We start from the raw sequence: 21,864 nt of genomic DNA, 5'->3' as shown, positions 1-21,864 counted from the left end.
ACTGTTGTTGTTTTAGTCGGGCGGCGCCATCTGCTGCGCCACGTGATGGCTTGCTCATTAAGGAGACGCATCGGTGGGCAGCCTTACCCCTCCGTTCTGCACACTGACGGGAAGCCCGGAATGGAAATCGGTGCGGATCACGTTGCGCTCGATCGGGCGATGGCGCTTCTTCTGGTTGCCGTTGAACACACCCACCGCGGACATGTCCGCCGTGCCGTAGGGCGTGGCAATGACCTGCGGGTACAGCGCACCATCGATCTGCGCGAGCCAGCTGCCTTGGATACCGGTATTCAAGTAGCCCACGTCGATGATATCGGCATCGGTGGTGGTGATCGAATCGGTGACCACATAGTCGCCCGCATTCGGTCCGCTGAGACTGATACCCGACACCGTCACCAGCTTGCCATCGCCGACATAAGGCGAGCCGAACAAGGCCGAGGTATCGGTGATGCCAACGGGGAAGCCCGGCACGGTGCCGTTACTGCTCAAACTCACCGTGTCGTTGTCGGTGCCGTTATAGATGCGGTTGGTGCCTTGTGCCGTAATCGTAATCGGCAGCGGCGTGATATTGGCGATCGTGGTGGTACTGGTGTTGAAGGTGTAGTTGCTGATATCCGCGCCGCTGCCGGTGATGCCGGAAACCGTCACCGTCTTGCCGTTGGCCGCACTAGGGTCACCGAACAACGCCGACAAATCCGCGAAGCTCACCTGGTCACCAGCCAATACGCCGTTGGCATACAACGAAATCGTATCGATATCGTTGCCGTCGAACACCTTGTTGGTACCCGTCGCGCTGATGGTGATGGCTAGCGGCGTGATATTGGCCGTGGTCGTCGTGGTGGTATTGAGCAGCACATAGTTGCCTGCGTCTGCGCCGCTGGCGCTGATGCCGTCGACGGTTACCGCTTTGCCATTGCCGGCGTTCTTGTCGGAGAAATTGGCCGACGTGCTGGCAAAATCCACCTGGTCGCCGGCAATCACACCAGAACTGCCAAGGCCTACCGTATCCAGCGTATTGCCGTCGTAGACCTTGTTGGTGCCGGTCGCGGTTACCGCAATGGCCAACGGCGTGACGTTGGCGGTCAATCCGGTCGGCTGTACCAGGATGTAGTTGCCGGCATCGGTGCCGTCGAGCGTCATGTCGGTGGTCACCGTCTTGTTGGTGCCGACGTCCTTGCTGGCAAACGTTCCGGCCGTGGCATTGCCCAACGTTACGGTGTCACCGCCGAGCAGACCGGAAAGTTGCGCGCCTGTTACAGCATCTTGCGTGGTGCCGTTGTACACGCGATCGGTAGCTGTCGCTCCGGTGATATACAACGTAACCGGCGTGATATTCACCCAGTTGTCACCGCCGACAAAGGTGTAATTGGCAGCGGACGCACCATTGTCCCCGGTAAGGGTGAAGCCATTGAGTCCATTCAAGGCAAACGGTTGCCGCTCACCTACATTTTTAGTGCTGAGCGTGCCCGTGCCGGAAAGCGTGAGTGTCTGCCCATCGACACCGGTCAACACGCCGTTGTTGCCGAACAGGCTCGCGTCGGCGTTGGTGGTGGCATCATAGACGCGGGTACTGGTCAAACTCAGCACGGCCGGGCTGATATTGCCGCTGGTCGTGGTGCTGGTGTTGAACGTGTAGTTGGAGGCATTCGCGCCAACCGCTGTAATGCCGTTGACGGTGATCGCCACACCCGTACCCACATTTGACTGGCTGAAGTCGGCGGACGTGTCGGTAAAGCTCAAGACGTCACCGCCCACCAGCCCCTGGCCGCTCAAGTTGACCGAGGCACTGGTGGTGCCGTCATAAGTCTTGTTGCCGCCGATCGCCGTCACCGTAATCGGCCGTGGATTGATTTGCAGCGTATCGGTACCACCCGTCAGTGTGTAATTGCTGGCAAGCGCAGAGCCATTGCCGGCAAGCGTGAGGCCATCGGTGCTGAAATCCGCTCCGGTGTAGGTGCCGACATTCTTGCTCGATACCGTGCCCGAACCGCTCAGGGTCAGGGTTTCGCCACCGAGCCCGGTCAATACGCCGTTGCTACCGAACAGCGCAGCCTGCGCATCGGTAGTGCCGTCGAAATCGCGTACGCCGCTGAGGTTGATCAGGTATGGCGTGATGTGCAGCGTGTCGGTTCCACCCACCAGCGTGTAATTGCTTGCCAGGGCGGTCCCATTACCGATCATGTTCAGCGTGCCGAGGTTGAAGTTCGGGGCATTTGTGTAGGTTCCTACGTTCGCGCTCGATGCGACGCCCGCACCGCTCAATGACAGCGTTTCACCGGCTACGCCTTGCACCACGCCATGGTTGCCAAACAGATTGAAATTGGCGCTGGTCGTCGTATCGAACGGCCGCGTGCCTTCGAGATTGATGACATACGGCGTGACGACAAGCGTATCGACGCCGCCCACCAGGGTGTAGTTGCTGGCCAATGCGCTGCCGTTGTCGTTCAAGGCGAGGCTGCCCAGGCTGGCAAGCGGAGACGTGCCTACATTGAAGGTAAGCGACGTGCCGGTGCCGGTAAGCAGCAGCGTCTGGCCGTCCACGCCGGTAACCATGCCATTCGTGCCGAACGAGGATGCATTGGCGTCGTTGTTGCCATCGTAGGCCCGGGTTCCGATCAGATTGATGATGGCCGGGTTGATGGCGGCGCTGGTGTTGGCCGTGGTATTGAAACTGTAGTTGCCGGCATCGGCACCGCTGGCGGCAATGCCATCCACCGCAATGCCGACGTTGGCGCCGGCGTTGGGCGAATTGAAGTTGGCCGAGCTGTCGCTGAAGTTGATTGTATCGCCGGCCACGACGCCGTTGCTGCTCAAGCCCACCGTGGCGGCGGTGGTGCCATCGTAGGTCTTGGCACTGCCCGTCGCCACCACCGTGATCGGCTTGGGCGTGATATCCGCGGTGACGTCCGCAGGCTGCACCAGGTTGTAATTGCCGGCGTCGCTGCCCCCGATCGTCATGGCGGTGGCGACCGATTTGCCATTACCGACATTCTTGGTGTCGAACGTACCGGCACTGTCGTTGCCGAGCGTGATGTTGTCCGTGCCGAGTACGCCGACTAGTTGCGAGCCGCTCAAGCTGGCGTCGGTATTGCCGTCGTACACCTTGTTGGCGGCTACGGTCCCGGTGACGGTCAACGTGGCCTTGCTGATGGTGACGGTATCGGTGCCGCCGATCAGGGTGTAGTTGCTTGAAAGCGCGCCGTTGAGACCGCCCAGGGAGTAATTGTTGATGGCGCCCGGCGCAAACGCTTCGGAGCCGACGTTCTTTGACACCAGGGCATTGGTATTGGTGTTGGCCAATTGCAGCGTCTGGCCTCCGATGCCATCGACCACGCCGTTATTGCCGAACAGCGAAACATCCGCATCCGTGCCGGCGTCATAGACACGCGACCCGCTCAGGTTGATCACCACGGGCGTGATATTCGCCGCGGTGTTTGCCGTGGTAGCAAAGCTGTAATTGCCCGCATCGGCGCCGGTGGCGGTAATGCCTGTCACGCTGATCGGAATGCCAGCAGCGGCGTTCGGGCTGTTAAACAGCGCAGAGCTGTCGCTGAAGGTGACCGCATCACCAGCGACCACGCCGCTGCTGCCGAGGATCACCGTTGCCGTGTCGGTCGTATCGTAGACCTTGTTCACCCCGGTGGCATCCACGAGGATGGTCTTGGGTGTGATGTTCGCTTCCAGCCCGGAAGGCTGGCCGACCAATGCATAGTTGCCGGAACTGGTTCCGGCAAGGCCCATATTGGTGCTTACCGCGATATCCGTACCCACGTTCTTGCCGGCAAATGTGCCAGTGGTGGCATTGGTGAGGGAGACGATATCACCAGGCAACGGCGAGGACAGCGTGGCGCCGGTGATGGTGGCCGTGGTGGTGCCGTCGTAGACCTTGTCCTGCGCCGTCGCACCGCTGACAGTCAACAGATAGGGCGTGACAATCAAGGTATCGGTACCGCCGACCAGGGTGTAATTGCTGGCGGTTCCCGTACCGTTTCCGAGCGCCAGGCCGCCCAGCGTGAAATTGCTGCCCGTGTAGGTGCCGACATTCACGCTCGATACCGTGCCCGCCCCGGTCAAAGTCAGAGTCTGGTTGGCGATACCGGTATTGATTACACCGGTGCCGCCGGTAAGCGTGGTTGCAGTCGCGTCGTTATTCTGGTCGTACACGCGCGTACCGCTGAGGTTGATGATGCGCTGAAAAATATCGGCGCTGGTGCTTGCGGTGGTGTTGAACGTGTAATTGCCCGCATCCTTGCCGCTGGCGGTGATGCCCGAGACGGCGATCGGCAGGTTGTTGCCGACGTTGCTCTGGCTAAACGCGGCCGAGCTCTGGGTGAAGGTCACACTATCCCCGGCCAGTATCCCGGCGCTGGTCAGCGCGACATTCGCATTGGTCGTGGCGTCGTAATACTTGTTGAAGCCGCTGGCGGTGACGGTAATGGCCAGCGGCGTAATGGTGCCGGTAAGCGCCGTGGGTTGCACGATGATGTAGTTGCTCGCATCCGTGCCGCTGATCGTCATGCTGGTGCTGACCGGCTTGTTGTTGCCGGCGTTCTTGTTGTTGAACTTGCCGGTGGTGGCATTGCCCAGCACGACGCTGTCGCTGCCCAATACGCCGGTGAGCGTCGACCCTTGCAAGCTCGCCGTGGTAGTGCCGTCGTAGACCTTGGTGGTGACCGTGGTACCACTGACCGTCAGCGTGGCTGGCGTAATGGTTACCCAGTCCGTGCCGCCGACCAGCGTGTAATTGCTGGCGAGGGCCGAGCCGATGCCGTTCAAGGTGAAACCGCTCAAACCGCCGGCAGCGAAGGGCTGGTGCACACCGACGTTCTTGGTCGACAGCTGGCCGGTGCCGCCCAATTGCAGCGTGTCGCCATTGATGCCGGTAAGCACACCGCTTTTGCCGAACAAGGTATAGGCGGCATCGGTGGCCGCGTCATAGACGCGCTGGCCGGTAAGGTTCAGCACGACGGGGTTGATCGTGCCGGTGCCGGTGCCTGTCGTGGGCAAGATGTAGTTGGAAAGATTGGTGCCCGCATTGGCCAGATAGTCGGACAGGGCCAAGGTGGCGTTCACGGTGACATTGGTGCCGGCATTGGCGCTGGCGTAGCTGGCGCTTGCCGTCTGCGGCAGCGTGGCGCCCTGCCCGGCCACGAATCCGGTAATCGTGTAGTCGGAAGCGACCAGGGTCGCGGCACTGTTGCCGTTATAGGTCTTGGTGGGATCGCCGGTGACGGTGACGGTCAGCGGTGCCGGCGTGATATTGGCGGTGAGGCCCGGTTGCGTGAGCGTGTAATTGGAAGCCGAACCTCCGCCGATGCTGAAGCCGCTGACCGAGACGGCAAGATTGTTGCCGACGTTGGTCTGGCCGAACTGTGCGGTCGCCCCGCCGGACGACAGGGTCACCGTATCGCCGGCAAAAACGCCGCCCAGCGCAGCGTTGCTGGTATTGAGTGTGTCCGCCGTGGTGTTGTCATACACCTTGTTGTTGGCGATGAGGCCGGTGATGGTAAGCGGTGCCGGCGTGATATTGGCGGCCAGTCCCGTGGGCTGCACCAACGTATAGTTGGCCGCTTCCGAGCCGCTGATGCTGAAAGCGCCTGGGGTAACGGCAAGACCGTTGCCCACGTTCGATTGCGAGAACGTGCCCGTGGTCGCCGAAGCAAGGTCGACCTTGCCCGCATCGGAGGAAACCAGGCCGGCGAGCCCGGCGCTGGCCACGTTGAGCGTTGCCGCCGTATTGGCGTTGTAAGTCTTGTTGTTAGCGTAGACGTTGGTGACATACAACGGCGCAGGCGTGATCGTTCCCGTACCGGTTGCGGTCGTCGGCAAAGTGTAATTGCTGAGCAAGGTACCCGGATTGGGCGTGAAATCGCTGGCCACCAGGTTCGCAGTAATGCCTTCGGTACCTGCGTTCGGGCTGTTGTAGCTGCTCGTTGCATTGGGCGTGAAGCTGGTGCCTTCGCCGTTGACGAAGCCGCTGATCTGGAAATTGTTGCCGCTGAGCGAAACGCTGGTAGTGCCGTTGTAGACCTTGGTGGGATTGCCGATGATGGTAGCGGTCAACGGCGCCGGCGTGATGGTGCCGGTGCCATAGGCGGTGATCGGGAACTGATAGTTGCTGAGATTGGTGCCAGGGTCTGGCGTGAAATCCGCCTGGACCATGTTCGCCGTCACCGGCTGCGAGCCCACGTTGACCGTGGCGTATTGCCCGACGATGGTCTGGTTGACCGTGGCGCTATCGGAACCCTGGAAGCCGGACAGGGTGAACCCGTTTGCGGCAACGGTGGCAACGTTGTTGCCGTCGTAAACCTTGGTTGGGTTGCCGGTAATCGCCGCATTGAAGCTGAGCGAAATCGGCGCGGGAGTAATCGTGCCGTAGCCGCTCATCAAGGCCGGCAGCACGTAATTGGTGAGCAGCGTGCCAGCTCCGGCGCTGTAGTTGGAAGCGGTGAGCGTGGTGCTGACCGGCTCCACGCCCGCATTGGGCGAACCGTAGGTGCCGCTGGTCTGGTTGACGCTGATGCTTTGTCCGGGCAGCAATCCGCCCAGCGCAAAATTGGATGTGTTCAACGACGCATTGGTATTGCCGTCGTAGACCTTGGTGGGGTTGTTGACGATGGCGCCGGTCAACACGATCGGATTGATCGTGCCCAGGGTGCTGACGCTCGACGGGAAGCTGTAGTTCGACATCGACGTGCCGGATGCGGCTACGAAATCCGACGATTCCAGCGTTGCCGTCACCGTGATGTTGCTGCCGGCGTTGGGCGTGGCATAGGTCGAGGTACTGTTCTGGCCGACCGTGGCGCTTTGCCCTGCCACGAAACCGGTGACGGTGAAATTCGAACCGGGCAGCGTGGCGGCGTTGGTGCCGTCGTAGATCTTGGTCGGATCGCCGCCGAGTGTCACGCTAAGCGCTTTTGGCGTGATGTTCGCCGCAAGTCCGGATGGCTGACTGAGGATGTAGTTGCCGATGGCCGACCCGCTGATGCTGAAACCGCTCGCCGTCACCGCCAGATTGTTGCCGACGTTCGATTGCGAGAACGTGGCGCTGGCGCCCGCACCGGACAGCGTGACGTTGTCGCCTGCAACCAGTCCGCTCAAGGTGGCGCCGCCGAGGTTCAAGGTGGCGGCATTGGTAGCGTCATAGACTTTGCTGTTGGCGCTCACGCCGGTAATGGTGAGCGTGGCGGGCGAGATATTCGCCATGAGTCCGGTGGGCTGGATCAGTGCGTAATCGAAGGCCTTGCTGCCGCTGAGCGCGAATCCGCTCGCCGTTACCGTCAAGCCGTTGCCCACGTTGGATTGGCTGAAGGTGCCGCTGGCACCGGATGCGTTCAGCGTCACCGAACTCGCATCGCCCGCCAATATGCCGTAGAGCGATGCGCTACCTGCATTGAGCGTATCGACCGTGTTGCCGTTATAGACCTTGTTGGTCGCCAGCACGTTGCGGATCGATACCGGCGCCGGCGTGATCGTGCCATAACCCGTGGCGGTAGCCGGCAGGCTGTAATTGCCCAGGTTGGTGCCGGCGGCAGCGATGAAGTCGGTGCTGGTCAGCGTTGCGGTGATCAAATCGTGATTGCTGACATCCGGCGATGCGTAACTGTTCGCCGTCTGCGAGCTGATCGTGGCGCCCTGCCCGGCGACAAATCCGCTCACCTGGTAATTGGCGGACGTCACCGTCGTCTGCACGGTGTCGTCATACACCTCGGTGGGGTTGCCGACGATGGATACCGTAATGGGCGCCGGCGTGATCGTGCCTACGTTGGCGCTGACCGCGGAACCGGAAAAGCTGTAGCCGTAGACCGGGATGCTGCCGGTGCTGTCGGTCATCGAGAAGTTGGCGATCGAATTGGGGCCGGTCACCGAAATGCCGGTGCCGGCATTGGCGTTGCCATACGTACCTGGCGCGCTCACGATCTTGTTGCCGTTGACCAGCCCGGTGGTGGTCAGGTTTGCGCCGGCAATGGTCGCGCTGGTGGTGCCGTCGTAGACCTTGCTGATCGTGCCGGTAAGCCCGGTGACTTTCAGCACCGGCGCCAGGCTGTACAGGAAGCCATTGCCGACATCGTTCGCTGTGAGTGCGGTGCCGTAAGCCGCGTTGTACTGAATGAATTGCGGCTTGAGGCCGCCGGCCGTGTCCAGGGTCGGGTTGGTGGAATAGATCAGCCATGGCGAGGATGTGCCGGTAGAAACCGCCGATGCGCCCGCGTTGTTGACGAAGTTGGCGCCGGTCGCGAGGGTGACGCCGGTGGCGCCGACGATTGAAACGCCCGATGCGATCGTCAAGTTGGCGCCCTGCGCATACATGGTGACACCGCCGGCGCCGCTGACCGATGCATTGACGTTGACGCCGTGATACGCCAGCAGGCTGAGGCTCGCGGCGGCATTGGTCCAGCTGATCGCCGCGTTGACGTTGATGTCGCCCAGGCCGCCCGTCTGCACACCCACGCCGGTCACACCGGTGGCCGTGGTCTGTTCGGTAACGTTGGTGCCGCCGTTGAGTGTGCTGGAAATCGTTGTCGCCGCCGCGGCATTGATGGTCAGGTCAGTAGGATCGACCAGCCAGGTGCCGGCCTTGCCCTGCTCCGCCGCGGCAGTAATGTGCGCGTCGTTCGCCAGGTTGAATTGTGCGGCCGACGTCTCGATGGAGCCGCCGCTGCCGCCGTTCGGCGCGCTGGCATCCAGAGTACCGCCCACATTCACGGTGCCGTCCGTCATGCCACCCAACAGGGTGATCACGCCGTTGTGGTTCTGGACGGTTTGCGCCTGCACCCGGCCGGTGTTGTTGACGGCGCTTGCCAGCAACGCATCCTTGGCACCTGCCGTCATGATCACTCGACCGCCATCGGCAACGATCAATTGCCGGTTTTCCGCCAGATTGTTCAGGGTGCTCTGGTCGACCTGCACGTGCAGCAACTGATTGTGGGCGAAGCTCAGGGTGACGGCGCTGCCACCGGCCAAGGCCACCGTACCCAGTTGTGCGCTGATCACTCCGCGATTGGAAACCTGGTTGCCGATCAAGGCCGCATAGCCCGCCTGGGCAGTCACGATGGAGCCTTCGTTGATCACACTGCCTTTGCCGGAGCCCTCGAATACGCGGTTGCCCGAGAGCGACGAGTCGTCTTGCAGATCAAGCGTGGAAGCGACCAGTCCCCCCACATTCACCTGTGCACCCTGGCCGAACAGGACGCCATTGGGATCGATCAACCAGACTTGTCCATTGGCATCGAGGTGACCGTAGATTTCGCTCGGCGTGCTGCTGAAGACGCGATTGATCGCAATCGCGCTACTGCCCGGCTGCAGGAAATCCACCGTCTGATTAGGTGCGATGTTGAAACTTTGCCAATTCAGGCTGAGCGTCGGACTGGTTTGCACGATGGTCGTGGTGTTGCCGACCTGCCGGATTTGCCCCGAGCCGCCGACAATCTGTCCGCCCACCGGTCCGTTGCCGGCATAGGCCGCGCCGGCAGCGCACAGCGATGCCGCGAGCACGGACAGCACCAACATTCGATGCCTGATTGGTCGCTTGCCCGCATTGGCGCCTAGTGAACGGGCATTCGCCAGTTCAGACGCGACAACCCATTGCCCGCTGGCACGATTCCAACACAGACGATAGATGTGATTCATGGCTCAAAGCACCGGTGCATGGATGATTCCGAGGCACGCGCACTTTCAGACGGAGCGCGCAACCACGACCCGACAAGACATGAGCTACAAAGGAGAATGCGAGAAACGGGCGGCGAACTCCGCCCTGATGCAGGAATGCGGTTTTGCCTGAAGCGTTTGCGCAGGACGCGCTGGCATTACCCAAAAGAAAAACGTCACTGGCGCAATGAGTTCGCCAGTTACTCCCCCAACATGGACCTACTGTGGGCATCCTCCCACTCGCAGCCATGAAAATCCCTCTCGTGACGAGCAGCCCCACATCCGCTACGCGGATGTAGAACGGGTGATTCATTCACACCATGCCCCCCCGACACGGCCCCAGACAGCCAGAGCAACTGCCGAAATTCAAAACGCCGAATGAACGGCGCGCAGCGATTCTAAATCGAGCAAAACAAAAAAAACAACGGATATAAGCGCATGAACACCGAATATAAACGTCTAAACGTCTAATTCACATTAGTGAAAATGCATTAACAATTCAAAACGAACGTCTTCAATGCACGTGTCCAGGCTGAGCCGCCGGATCGTCTTGCAGCACCACGTGTTCAACACCATAACCGGCATCGGCCCATGCATCGAGCCCACCCAACAGCGGACGCACGCGGCGATAGCCCAGCACCATCAGCCCTTTCGCCGCCTTGGCCGCCGATACCTCGTTGGGGCAGCTGCAATAGATCACCACTTCCCGGTCGATCGATACCTGCTCGAGCTGTTGCTCGACGCCACGCAGATCGACCATCAGCGCACCGGGAATGATGCGCGCATCCATCAGGCGCGATGCTTGCGAGCGCACGTCGACCACCACGGGCGTTTGATCTTCTTGCATCAGCCGATGCAGTTCGTCCACCGTGATGCGCGCCAGGCGCAGCGACAACAACAGCTTGCGACGCTGCCACCACTTCACCAGCACGTAGGCCATCAAGGCGGCCACCAGGCACTCCACCGCCACCGTGCCGGCGCTGGCAAGCAACAGCAGTACGTGATCGATCTGATGGGCGAAGGCATAACCGAGGCCGACCACCAGGCCGATCCAGATCAGTGAACCGGCCGCATCCATCCACGCAAATACCCAGGGTTCAAGTTTCATCGCTCCCGCCAGCGGGGGTGCAACCGTGGACAGTCCGGGCACGAATTTCGCGATCAGCAAAAGGCGGCCGCGCCAACGCTGAAAGCGCAGTTCGGATTGCTTTACGCAGGAGTCCGGCGACAAGGAAATGCGGCACAGCGTGCGCATCACGGCAGCGCCGTAGTACCGCCCGGCCCAATACCAGGCCAGGTCCGCGACCAGGCAGGCAACCAGCGCCGACAACACCACGGCCCCCAGCGGAAGCCGGCCGATCGACGACAGCGCCCCTGCGACCACCAGGGTAGGCACGGCGGGTACCGGCGCACCGGCCTGCTCCACCAGCACGTTGAGGAAGACCAGCAACAGGCCGTATTGCGCGATCAGCTCGATAATCGCATGCGTCACCGGGAAACCTCTATCGGGTTGTCCGCCATCTCGGACGATCGCATCGTTGGGGCTATTGCCCTCCATTGCAAGCAGCAAAAAGGGGCCGTGCGATCTATCCGCACAGCCCCTCGAAACGGCCTGGGAATTCAGCCGGTCAGCCCGCTGCCGGCTCGGGCAATGCGCTACCCACCTGAGGGGTGTTTTCGGCCAGCAGGCTACGGAAAAGGAGCCCGCCGACGGCCCCGCCCAGCAGCGGTACAAGCCAGAACATCCACAGCTGATGCACCGCCCACGTACCCTGGAACAGCGCCACGCCAGTGCTGCGTGCGGGGTTCACCGAGGTGTTGGTGACCGGGATGCTGATCAGGTGAATCACGGTCAGGGTAAGGCCGATGGCCAGGGGGCCGAAGCCTGCCGGAGCGCGGCGATCGGTTGCGCCGTGGATGACGATCAGGAACATGGCAGTGAGCACGAATTCGCACACCATGCAGGCCAGCAGGGAATACCCGCCGGGCGAGTGCTCGCCGTAGCCGTTGGAAGCAAAGCCGCTGGCGGTGGCATCAAAACCCGGTTTGCCGCTGGCAATCACGTAGATGACCGCTGCGGCGGCCACGGCCCCGAGCACTTGCGAAACGATGTAGGGAATCACGTCCTTGCCGCTGAAACGGCCGCCAAAGAACAGCCCTACGGTAATTGCCGGATTGAAGTGCGCGCCGGAAATCCCGGCACAAGCATAGGCCATGGTGACCACGGTCAGGCCGAAGGCCAGCGCCACACCGAGAAAGCCGATACCCAGCCCCGGATAGGCGGCCGAAAAGACGGCCGCACCGCAGCCGCCGAGTACTAGCCAGAAGGTTCCGAAAAACTCGGCACTAAGTCGTTTGGACATGGTTGTCTCCGATCAATAGAAATGAAGAGCGCACACGCAAAGCGAGGTTTGCTGCGTATTTCTTTATTGCGACGTCTTTGTCCCCCGGAGGCCATGCCGCGATCCATGGCGATGGCTGATCGCGTAATACCACGAGGCGCTTCGCTGCGGAAGCCTCCCGTGGAGGAAAGAGACGCACGCAAAGGGCGCGATCTTGCTGGAGGCTTGCCCAAAAGTAGTTCAGACTGCCCTGAATTACAGTGCTGCGGGTGTCTGTCCTGACGAGGGTTTTGATCTCGGCGCCGCGAATGCCTTTTGCCGATGACATCCCGTTGCATGGACGAGCCCCCTTGCATACACCACCCATGACTGGCGATACCTCCCATGCCGGATAACGATTTTCCCTGTGCTGATGAAGCCATCGTTCTGCAAAGTTGGGGAAAAAATGCCAAAGCGTGGACACGTGCAGTACGCACGAACGCCATCGAAAGCCGGCGCCTGGTGACGAACCAGGCCATCCTGGATGCCGTCGTCGCCAGGCAACCGCGTACAGTGCTGGACATCGGCTGCGGCGAAGGCTGGCTGGTGCGCGCGCTGGCGGCACGAGGCATACGTGCTACCGGCATCGATGCCGTGCCGGCATTGATCGATCAGGCCCGCGAAGCCGGCGGCGAATTTCAGGTGGCCTCTTATGAAGACATCATTGCCAGTCGGCTGGAGCTCAAGGCCGATACGCTGGTCTGCAATTTTGCGCTGCTGGGCGAGGAATCCGTCGCGCCGTTGCTGAGGTCTCTACCGGCGTTGCTGGAAGAAAACGGCCGACTGATCGTACAGACGGTGCACCCGCTGATGGCCTGCGGCGAACGTGCCTACGCGGATGGCTGGCGATTAGAATCGTGGGCAGGATTCGGCGATGCCTTCCCTTCGCCCGCCCCGTGGTACTTCAGAACGCTATCGAGCTGGATAGCGCTATTTGTGAGCGCGGGATGGCAGCTGTGCCAAGTGCAGGAACCCCTGCATCCGAGTACAGGCAAACCGGCCTCGGTGATTTTTACGGCGCAGAAAGCGTAAGCATCACTCCCGTCACGGCGGACGATGGCGACGCAAGACCGGGGTGCGCACCTTGCGGTAACGCACCCCGAGGCCGTCGAGCCGGAAAATCCGGCTCGACGCAAGGATCAGACTGCAGCGTCCTTGAGCTTCTTCAGCGGACGGATCTTCACCTTCACCGTGGCGGGCTTTGCAGCGAACCACTGCTCTTCCTTGGTGAAGGGGTTGATGCCCTTGCGCTTCGGCTTGGCCGGAACGCTGACAGCGGTGATCTTCAGCAGGCCCGGCAGGGTGAACATACCGGCGCCCTTCTTGTGGACCGACGCATGCACGACGCCTTCGAGAGCGGAAAGCACAGCGCGCACATCCTTGGAAGCAACTTCAGTGGCTTCGGCCAGGTGTGCAACCAGAGCGGACTTGCTCAGTGCTTCCTTGATCGGCTTGGGAGCTGCGGCGGCTTTGGATGCCGTCTTGCCTTTTGCTGCCTTCTTTGCCATGGACTACCCCATCGTTATTGGATTGTTGAAATGCCTCTCGGCGAGCTGAAATGTAGGGGAAATTTGTGGCGTCGCCAACTAGCAAACGCAAAAAAACCTGTAAAAGATGCGTTCAATCGTACCCGGAGGGGTCGGAAACCTAGTGAAGCAAGCTTTTTGCCAGCATGAAAAGGGCGACCGACACGATCACGGCCGCAAAAAGAACGGTCAACGCGCCGCGCTTTTTGGACAATTTTTGAGCACCCAGCGCACCCAGCCAGCCCCCTGCAATACCGCCGGCGATGAACTCCAGCGCGACCGGCCAATCGACCAGGCCGGAAAAGGCATAGTTGAGCGCTGCGGTAAGGCCGAACGTTCCCACGCAGAACAGCGACGTACCGATCGCCTCGATCATCGCCATGCCGCTAGCGAACACCAATCCCGGAACGATCAGGAACCCGCCGCCGATGCCGAAGAATCCCGCCAGGCTTCCGGCCCCCAGCCCCACTGCGGCCAGGCGCGGAAACATCCACTTGCGCGGATAGCCGCTGCCGTCGTGCCGGCTGCGTCCCCGTAGCATCACCGCGGCAATCACCAGCATGGCCAAGGCGAACAGCACCAGCAGGCGGTGGCCGTCGATAATCTTGCCCAGGGTGGAACCGGCAAGCGCACCGACTGCGCCGGTTGCGGCAAATGTCAGTGCCACCGGCCAGCGCACGTGGCCGGCCCTGGCGTGAGGAATCAGATTGGCAAAGGCATTGCTTGCCACGGCCAGAGCACTGGTGCCGATGGCGGTGTGCGGATCGTGAATGCCCACGACGTAAAGCAGCATTGGCACCGCCAGGATCGATCCGCCGCCCCCGATCAGCGCAAGCGAAAAGCCGACCAGCGATCCGCACAACACGGCAAGCAAAGGGTGCAGCAACGATAGGTCCATGGGCGGGCACCTTAGCGCAGCTGCGCCCCGTTTTTCGACTCCAAGCTACGAACGCCGCCGCCACGTCCGGGCTATTGCGCTCAGTGCGCCGGAGAACTCGTACCGTCGTGCATGGTGCCCTTGTCCGCACCCATATCCATGTCCATGTCGTCATCCGGCGGCGCCTTGGCGACGATGTCGCGGTATTGCGCCGGTGTCATGCCGGGAAGCTTTTGCAGGAAAGCCACCATGCTCCAAATGGTGGGATCGTCGTGCGTGGCGCCCCAGGCCGGCATGCCGCTCATCTTGATGCCGTGCTTGATGACCCAGAACGCCTCGCGCGGATCGACGGCCCGTTTGGACAATTCTGGCGGCTGCGGATAAAGCCCGGCCCGGAGTTCCGATTCATGCATGCCGGGTGCGAGATGGCAGCCCGTGCACATGGCCGCATATTGCCCTGCCCCTTTCAAAATCAGCGCCGGATCGTCCAGCTTGGGCACCACGATGTCCTTGGCGTGCCGCTGCACGGAGCGCTCGCGCACCATGGTCAAAAAGCGATAGGTAAGCGGCTGGTGCGGTACATCGGCACCCACGTCATAGAAGCCGGACCAGGCGTAGGCGTAAGCCAGCAGAGCGATGATGACGATGCCGGCGCCGAGGCTGGTGCGGTAGTCAATGCGATGTTTCATGAAGACTCCTAAAACCAGATGCGAAGGCCGGCGACAAATTGCCGGTCGAAGACAGGTTGCCGATCTGCCTGGGCGTACCCGGCGGTAGCGCCGAAACGACGTATCCAGACCACGCCAAGATAAGGGGCGAATTGACGGCTGATTTCGTAGCGCAGCCGCAGGCCCAGTTGGGAGTCGGCAATGCCGCTGCCGAGTTGCCTCTGCGGATCGTCCTTATCGTAAAGATTGATCTCGAACTCCGGCTGCAGCATCCATCGCTGGGTAAAGCGCAGTGTGTATTCCGCTCGCACGCGTGCCGCAAGCCGGCCACCCTCGCCGGCATAGGCGGTGGCTTCCAGTTCCACCCAGTACGGGGCCAGTCCCTCGACGCCCAAAGCCGCCCAGTTGCGTTGAGGCCCCGGTCCAAGATCATGCCGCACGCCAAGCTGGGTGCTCCAAAAAGCCGACACGGAGTGATTCCAGAATGCCTCGACGTCGCCATTATCGATGCGTCCGGCACTGCCCTCGCCTTCGCTGCGCAGCCATGCTTTGTCATTGTCGTTGCCGTACCACGCCTCGGCTTCCCAGGCGGGGCCGCGGCCACCGTAGCCGTCCGTGTATTCCAACTGGTCGATCAGCAAGCTGGCGTGCGAGGCGTTGTCGTTCATCTCCATGCCCTGCATGGACACGTTGCCCGATGCAGGCAACAGCGAAGGCGTAGCAGGCATGGGCATGCTCATGGCCGAATCCTGTGCCGATGCCAGAACCGGTGCGGCGAGGCATGCCAACGCCAGCCAAGCGCAGCGGAACGTGGCGTGCGAACACGTGAAGGCGCTCATGCCACCACCACCTCGCGAAACATGCCCGCCTCCATGTGAAACAGCACGTGGCAGTGGTATGCCCATCGCCCGGGGTTATCCGCGGTCACCGCGTAGCTGACCTGCTGCCCCGGTTGCACGTTGACGGTGTGCTTGCGCACCTGGAATTGCCCGTCGACGTTTTCGACTTCGCTCCACATTCCATGCAAATGAATCGGATGATTCATCATGGTGTCGTTGATCAAGACGATTCGCAGCCGCTCTCCGGAATTGAAGCGTATCGGAGCGGCATCCGAAAATGTCACGCCGTCGAAGGACCAGCTATAGCGCTCCATGTTGCCGGTCAGGCGCAGGGTGATGTCCCTTTCCGGCATGCGCTTGTCGATCGGGCCGCCGACGGTGTGCAGATCCGCATACGTGAGCACACGCCGTCCGTTGTCGCGCAAGCCCACACCCGGATCGTCGAGGTTGCTGCGCGGATGCGCAATGCGCATATCCACGTCGGGGCCGGTCTTGAGCGGCGCTGCCGGTGCCGTTGCGGACGTATCGTGCATCGGCATGTCCATGCTGCTCATACCGGGCATGTCAGGCATCTCGTGCATGCCGCCGGCAACGTGGGGGCTGGACGGCATCGCGCCCATCATGTCCTGCATGCCCAGCCACACGCGCTTGTCCATCGCCGGCACGTCGGCCTCCATGCCTGGGCGCGGCGCGAGGGTGCCGCGCGCGTAACCGCTGCGGTCGATCGATTGCGCAAACAAGGTGTAGGCGCGATCTTCCTGCGGCGTGACGATGACGTCGTAGGTTTCCGCCGGTGCGACGCGAAATTCATCGATATCGACCGGCTCCACCTCCTGGCCGTCGGCGCTGACCACGGTCATCTTCAAACCCGGAATCCGCACGTCGAATATCGTCATCGCCGAGCCGTTGATGAAACGCAAGCGCAGCTTTTCTCCCGGCTTGAACAGCCCGGTCCAATTGCCCGCCGGCGCGTGACCGTTGAGCAGATAGGTGTAGGTATAGGCCGATACGTCGCTGAGGTCGGTCGGGTTCATGCGCATGCTGTTCCACATCTTGCGCATGGCAAACGCTTCGCGCAGCCCTACCCGGTGCGCATCGCGCATGAAATCCGCCACGGTCGGCTGCGCGGTGTTGTAGTAATCGCTGCGCGTTTTCAGGCGCGCGAAGATGTTGGCCGGATGATCGTCGGTCCAGTCGTTGAGCATGACCACGTAGTCGCGATCGACGGCCACGCGCTCGCCGCCTGCAGGCTCGATCACCATGGCGCCGTACAAGCCGGTCTGTTCCTGATAGCCGGAATGAGCGTGGTACCAATACGTGCCCGATTGCCTCAGCCGGAACTCATAGAGGAACGTTTCTCCCGGCGGAATGCCATTGAAGCTGATGCCAGGTACGCCGTCCATCTGGAACGGCAGCACGATCCCATGCCAATGAATCGAGGTGGGCACGCGCAGGCGATTGGCCACCCGCAGGCGCACGGTGTCGCCTTCTTTCCAGCGCAGCACAGGGCCGGGCAGGCTGCCATTGACGGTCGTGGCCTTGGCGGGCCGGCCCGTGTAATTGACGGCGGTTTGCCCCACTTCGAGCAGGAAGTCGCTGCCCGACAAATCGCCGGACGCGGAAGTATTTTGCAGGGCGAAGGCAGGCGTGGGCTTGCCCAAGCCGAGCGCAGCCACGGCCCCGCCCAGGGCTACGCCCTGCACGAATCGCCGCCGCGACAGGTCGGCCGGAGACGGCGGATAAAACACGTTCATGGGATCACTCCACGTATGGCGGAATAGCCGGCGCCGCCCGCGTCAAAAACGCCTGACGGGCCCGGAGAGCACGCTTGGAGCGATCAGGCGGCGGGTGGCCGCAAGGGAGGCAGCAGCGGCGGCGTAGGCGCCATGCGGCCATGAAACGGAGCGTAGTTGACGGCAAGCGCAGTACCGCCCGGCCATGCCGGCAAGGCTGGCAGCAGCAGGCTGCCGCAGGCGGCGTCGCAGTGACACGCGGGATGGGCGGGGTTGCCGCAGCAGTCGTCCTGCCGATGCGCACCCGACACCGAATGGTGGGTCATGCCATGACCTGCCATCGAACTCATCGTTGCAGGCGCGTGATCGGACGATGCCATGGCAGTGGCCGGCAACGACACGCCAACCAGCATCACCCACGCAAACATCGCCAGCACGCGCACGAGGCGCGAGGATCGGATGCAGGCGACAGGAGACGAGGAGGACATGGCCAGGGAGCTTATCCCTGGACTTCGGTCAGACTCAACAGCCTGGCTGTGGGCGAGCCGCGAGCGTGCGTGCGCAAGCTCTCAGAGGTATTCGGCGTAGCGGCGCAGCAGCTCTCGCATGGTCATTTCCAACTGGTCGACACCGGCACGGGCGGCGGCGATACCTTCGGCGCCGATCCGCTTTTCCAGCTCCAGGCATTCGGCGGCGGCTTCGTGCTCTCCCAGCATCAGCAACGCGCCTTTCAAGGAGTGGACGCGCGCCAGCAAGGTTTCCGTATCGCGGACCCTTGCCGCGTCGAGGATGGTCTGCAGATCGCGCGTGCCCGACTCCACGAAGATACGGCAGACCTTTTCCGGGTATTTGCCCGCCCATTTGGCCTTTACCGGCGCAACCGGCGGCCGCGCGGGTTGCACCAGATGGCGCGACATCGCTTCATCCAGAACCTCCAGCGACAGTGGCTTGAGCAGCAGGTCGTTGATGCCCGACTGCTTGCAATGCTGCTTTTCGCTGGTCAACGCCGTTGCGGTTACGGCGAGAATGGGTATTCGCGCGCCCCGGGCGCGCAATTGCTCTGTCAACTCGTAGCCATCCATGTGCGGCATGTTGATATCGGTCAACACGATGTCGTAGCGCCCTTCGTGCCACAAGCGCAGAGCCGTGGTGCCATCTTCGGCAGCATCGACGGTGTAGCCCAAGATTTCGAGCTGTTGCTGGATCAGTTCGCGATTGACCGGATTGTCATCGACGAGCAGCACCGAGCCATGACGCTCGGCCACTGCGTTTTCGGAGTGTTGATACGTGGCCTCGTCTATCGGCAGGTCGATATCCGGCTCGGGTTCCTGCAAGGCGGCCAGCAAGGTTGGGCTGGAGTAACACGAGATGAGGCAAAGGCCGTCCTGCCACTCCGGCAACAGCGGCCCATCCATGCTTGCTTTCACGATGCGCCTGGCGCCTGCCAGCAGGACATCCTCCTCGTCGGCAGACCATGCCTGTCCGGCACCGAAAATGACCAGTGCGTCGGCCTGTCTCACCCAATCCGCATCCAGCTCGGAGGGCAGTGCCGCGACCATCACTTCGGCGCCCCATCCGCTCAGCAAGCCTTCTATTTCGGCTCGCCATTCGGCGGCGAGCGATAGAAGCGCAATACGGCTGCCGGCCAGCGGGGCGGCACCGGCAGGTTGCACAAACTCATCCACGGTCAGCGGCAGTTCGAAGGAGAAGACGCTGCCCACCGACAAGGTGCTCTGCACTTCGATCAAGCCTCCCATCAACTCGCCGAGTTCCTGGCACAGCGCAAGCCCGAGGCCGCTGCCGCCGAACCGGCGTGAAATGCTGGCGTCCGCCTGGGAAAAAGGTTGAAAAATCTGTTTGCGCTGTTCCTCGGTCATGCCGATGCCGGAATCGATGACTTCAAAACGCAACCGCGCCGAGTCGGATCCGTGGAGCGGCACACTTCTTACGCGCAACACGACTCGGCCGGATTCGGTGAACTTCACCGCGTTGCTGACGAGGTTGTTCAATATCTGCCGGATGCGATGGGCATCGGCCACATAGCTTTCGGCCAATCCGGCTTCGACGCTGTAATAGAGCTTCAATCCTTTCCGTTGCGCGGCCGGCGCATACAGCAAGGCGGTCTGCTCGATCAGAGGGCGCAGTTCGAACGGCACGGGATCGATATCCAGCTGGCCGGCTTCGATGCGCGAAAAATCCAGGATATCGCTGATGATGCCGAGCAAAGCGTCTGCAGACAGCCGAATGCGTCCCAGCCGTTCCCGCTGCGACGGTTCCAGGTGCGAGCGGGCAAGCAATTCAAGATGGCCGAGAATGCCGTTGAGCGGCGTGCGAATTTCGTGGCTCATGGTTGCCACGAACGACGTTTTTGCCCGACTGGCCGATTCGGCGGCCAATTTCGCCTGCTCGGAATCGTGTCGCGCGCGGAGCAGGTTTTCTTCCAGTTCGATGCGTGCTGTCACGTCGCGAAGCACGCAGAACAGTGCCGGACGATTCTGGTAGACGATGGGTAACGCAGCGACGAGCAGGTGCCGTGCTCCGCCCTTCTCCGTTTCGCTCAAGGTAAAGCCGAACTCGCGTGCCTCCGGGCGATCGTTCAACGTATCCTTCGCCTTGGCGAAATCGCGCAGCAACTGCTTATAGAACGCAGCACCAGGGTCGGACATCGCGGCTGCATAGCTGCGCACGATATCGTTCTGCAAAAGCGGAGAAGCATCTTTGGTGGCAATGACGCACAAACCCACCGGTGATGTTTCGATAACGGTACGGTTGAGCTCTTCGCTCTGGTAAACACGCTTGGCGCGGGACATGGCCGGCGCGAATACGGTCTGGTATTGGCGGATCAGCAACAGCCAAAGGGTGGCCAGCAGCAAAGCGGCGAGTGCCATGGCCACCAGGATGGGTATGCGCTTGCCATGCAGGACGTCCGACCAGCTGTAGGCATGTACCAGCGTCCAATCGGTACCCGCCAAGCGCCGGGCAATATAGAAACGTCCACCAATGTGGTAGACCGCCGTCCTGTCTGCATTGGGCTGCACGACCAGCAGAGGCTTCATGCTGGCGGCGATGGCTTGATTGGCCGCTTCGGAACCGGAACCGAAAACGACTTTTCCGTCATCGGTGACGACGGCGAGCTCCTGGTCGGAAATGGCCCGAAGTTGATTGACGAACGGTTCGATCGGTTCGTATGCCACAAATGCACCGATCGGCGTATCACCGTCCATGGCCACCATGGTGCCTGCAATGGCCGGCGCACCCGTCAAAGGATTCACAGTCAGCGACGATGCGACCTTCGGCAACCCTTCACCATAAAAAGGCAGTATAGGGTTGCCCTTGTGCAAATCCTGCAGTTGCTGTGAATTACTGAAATCGATATCCGGCACGACAGACTTGGTGAAAAGTGCTGATTTATTGCCGCTTTTCTGTACAGGCTTGAAACCAGCTTCGCCCAACCGGTTTCCGAAAGCGAACAGCACTTCATCTGGATCGTAGAAACTCGTAACGGTGATCGGCCGGTTGCCGCGAATCGTCAGCGAAGTACCGTTGATCACGGACAGCTCGCGAACCAGCCCCAGATAGCGATCAATCTTTTCCTTCGGCCATGCATCGATACCGTCGGCCATGACCAGCCACGGAACTCCACCATCACTCGCTTTGATGATGGCTTCGTTGTCGTGCTCAATGAACCCAGGGAGTTCCTTATCGCCTTCGGCAATGAGTTCGGAAGATTTGTTCTGCCATGCGTACTCGATCATGTTCAGCGTGCGTACGTAACCAGCATCCCGCTGGACGAACGCCGAATCCAGCGCCAACTTCGCCTTGCGAAAATCATCCAGCTGATCCGATTTGTAATCGTTGATGCTGAGTAGAATGGACGTAATTAGGATAAGTACGATAACCACGGACAGGAATGCACCGCCGCCATACGACAAACGCCGCTGATGGTGCTCCAGTGCGGAAATATCCCGCTGGCCTGTAGGTCTTTGGTCGTAAACAGGCTCAGACTTCGTCATCTTGTTTGTCCGATGATTCTTAGATGGTATTTACGGCGATACCACGCTGAATGGCAAATAGCTTTGCAAAGCAAGGAGCAAAATGTCGACCTTGGCACATTCCAGGTACCCGCCCTCCATAATTGAGAGGTATCTGGCGGAACAACGGGACGGTCCGCATGAGGATAGCCCGATCTCAG

At 61.3% G+C, this 21,864-nt stretch carries 11 protein-coding genes and 1 pseudogene; 1 reads left to right on the top strand and 11 read right to left on the bottom strand.

Annotation, left to right across the window (positions count from 1 at the left end; all coding sequences use genetic code 11):
• Positions 1-57: 57 nt before the first annotated feature.
• From ISS99_RS02710 to aqpZ, 4 genes and pseudogenes are all read right to left on the bottom strand, one after another.
• Complete coding sequence (locus ISS99_RS02710; RefSeq protein ID WP_239537597.1) at positions 58-9,510, bottom strand: YDG domain-containing protein; 9,453 nt, start codon at positions 9,508-9,510, stop codon at positions 58-60.
• A 24-nt stretch (positions 9,511-9,534) separates the two neighbouring features.
• A pseudogene (locus ISS99_RS23730) lies at positions 9,535-9,630 on the bottom strand (ESPR domain-containing protein); the annotation flags it as partial.
• A 532-nt stretch (positions 9,631-10,162) separates the two neighbouring features.
• Positions 10,163-11,140 (bottom strand): DedA family protein/thiosulfate sulfurtransferase GlpE, encoded by a 978-nt coding sequence (locus tag ISS99_RS02705; RefSeq protein WP_284343849.1) that lies wholly within the window; start codon positions 11,138-11,140, stop codon positions 10,163-10,165.
• A 136-nt stretch (positions 11,141-11,276) separates the two neighbouring features.
• On the bottom strand, positions 11,277-12,011 hold the full coding sequence (gene aqpZ / locus ISS99_RS02700) for an aquaporin Z (protein WP_204630039.1): 735 nt from the start codon (positions 12,009-12,011) through the stop codon (positions 11,277-11,279).
• A 363-nt stretch (positions 12,012-12,374) separates the two neighbouring features.
• Here aqpZ and ISS99_RS02695 point away from each other — a divergent pair, with 363 nt between their 5' ends.
• A complete protein-coding gene (locus tag ISS99_RS02695) occupies positions 12,375-13,061 on the top strand; it encodes a class I SAM-dependent methyltransferase (protein ID WP_204630038.1) in 687 nt (228 codons plus the stop codon).
• 107 nt (positions 13,062-13,168) lie between these two features.
• On the opposite strand, the gene ISS99_RS02690 is transcribed toward ISS99_RS02695, so the two are convergent.
• The 7 genes from ISS99_RS02690 to ISS99_RS02660 all read right to left on the bottom strand — a co-directional run bounded on the left by ISS99_RS02690 (position 13,169) and on the right by ISS99_RS02660 (position 21,685).
• The gene (locus tag ISS99_RS02690; protein ID WP_204630037.1) at positions 13,169-13,537 is read right to left on the bottom strand and encodes an HU family DNA-binding protein; all 369 of its coding nucleotides are present in this window, start codon (positions 13,535-13,537) and stop codon (positions 13,169-13,171) included.
• 139 nt (positions 13,538-13,676) lie between these two features.
• Positions 13,677-14,441 carry a sulfite exporter TauE/SafE family protein gene (locus ISS99_RS02685; RefSeq protein WP_425490422.1) on the bottom strand — a complete coding sequence of 255 codons (765 nt, stop codon included), beginning with the start codon at positions 14,439-14,441 and terminating at the stop codon, positions 13,677-13,679.
• 92 nt (positions 14,442-14,533) lie between these two features.
• Positions 14,534-15,121: a c-type cytochrome gene (locus tag ISS99_RS02680; protein WP_204630035.1), complete on the bottom strand. Its 588-nt coding sequence runs from the start codon at positions 15,119-15,121 to the stop codon at positions 14,534-14,536.
• A gap of 8 nt (positions 15,122-15,129) precedes the next feature.
• Positions 15,130-15,939, bottom strand: a complete 810-nt coding sequence (locus ISS99_RS02675) for a copper resistance protein B (protein WP_239537596.1) — start codon at positions 15,937-15,939, stop codon at positions 15,130-15,132.
• Entirely contained in the window at positions 15,936-17,693 is a 1,758-nt protein-coding gene (locus ISS99_RS02670) for a copper resistance system multicopper oxidase (RefSeq protein ID WP_204630033.1), read from the bottom strand. Before ISS99_RS02670 ends, ISS99_RS02675 begins: the two co-directional genes overlap by 4 nt.
• 83 nt (positions 17,694-17,776) lie before the next feature.
• Positions 17,777-18,160 (bottom strand): hypothetical protein, encoded by a 384-nt coding sequence (locus tag ISS99_RS02665; protein ID WP_204630032.1) that lies wholly within the window; start codon positions 18,158-18,160, stop codon positions 17,777-17,779.
• 81 nt (positions 18,161-18,241) lie between these two features.
• Positions 18,242-21,685, bottom strand: a complete 3,444-nt coding sequence (locus tag ISS99_RS02660) for a hybrid sensor histidine kinase/response regulator (protein WP_204630031.1) — start codon at positions 21,683-21,685, stop codon at positions 18,242-18,244.
• Positions 21,686-21,864: the final 179 nt, after the last annotated feature.

Origin of the sequence: Dyella mobilis (assembly GCF_016904945.1) — a bacterium.
Classification (GTDB): Bacteria; Pseudomonadota; Gammaproteobacteria; order Xanthomonadales; family Rhodanobacteraceae; genus Dyella_B; species Dyella_B mobilis.
Note: the sequence above shows the minus strand (reverse complement) of the source record. Positions and strands in the feature narration are given on the sequence as shown.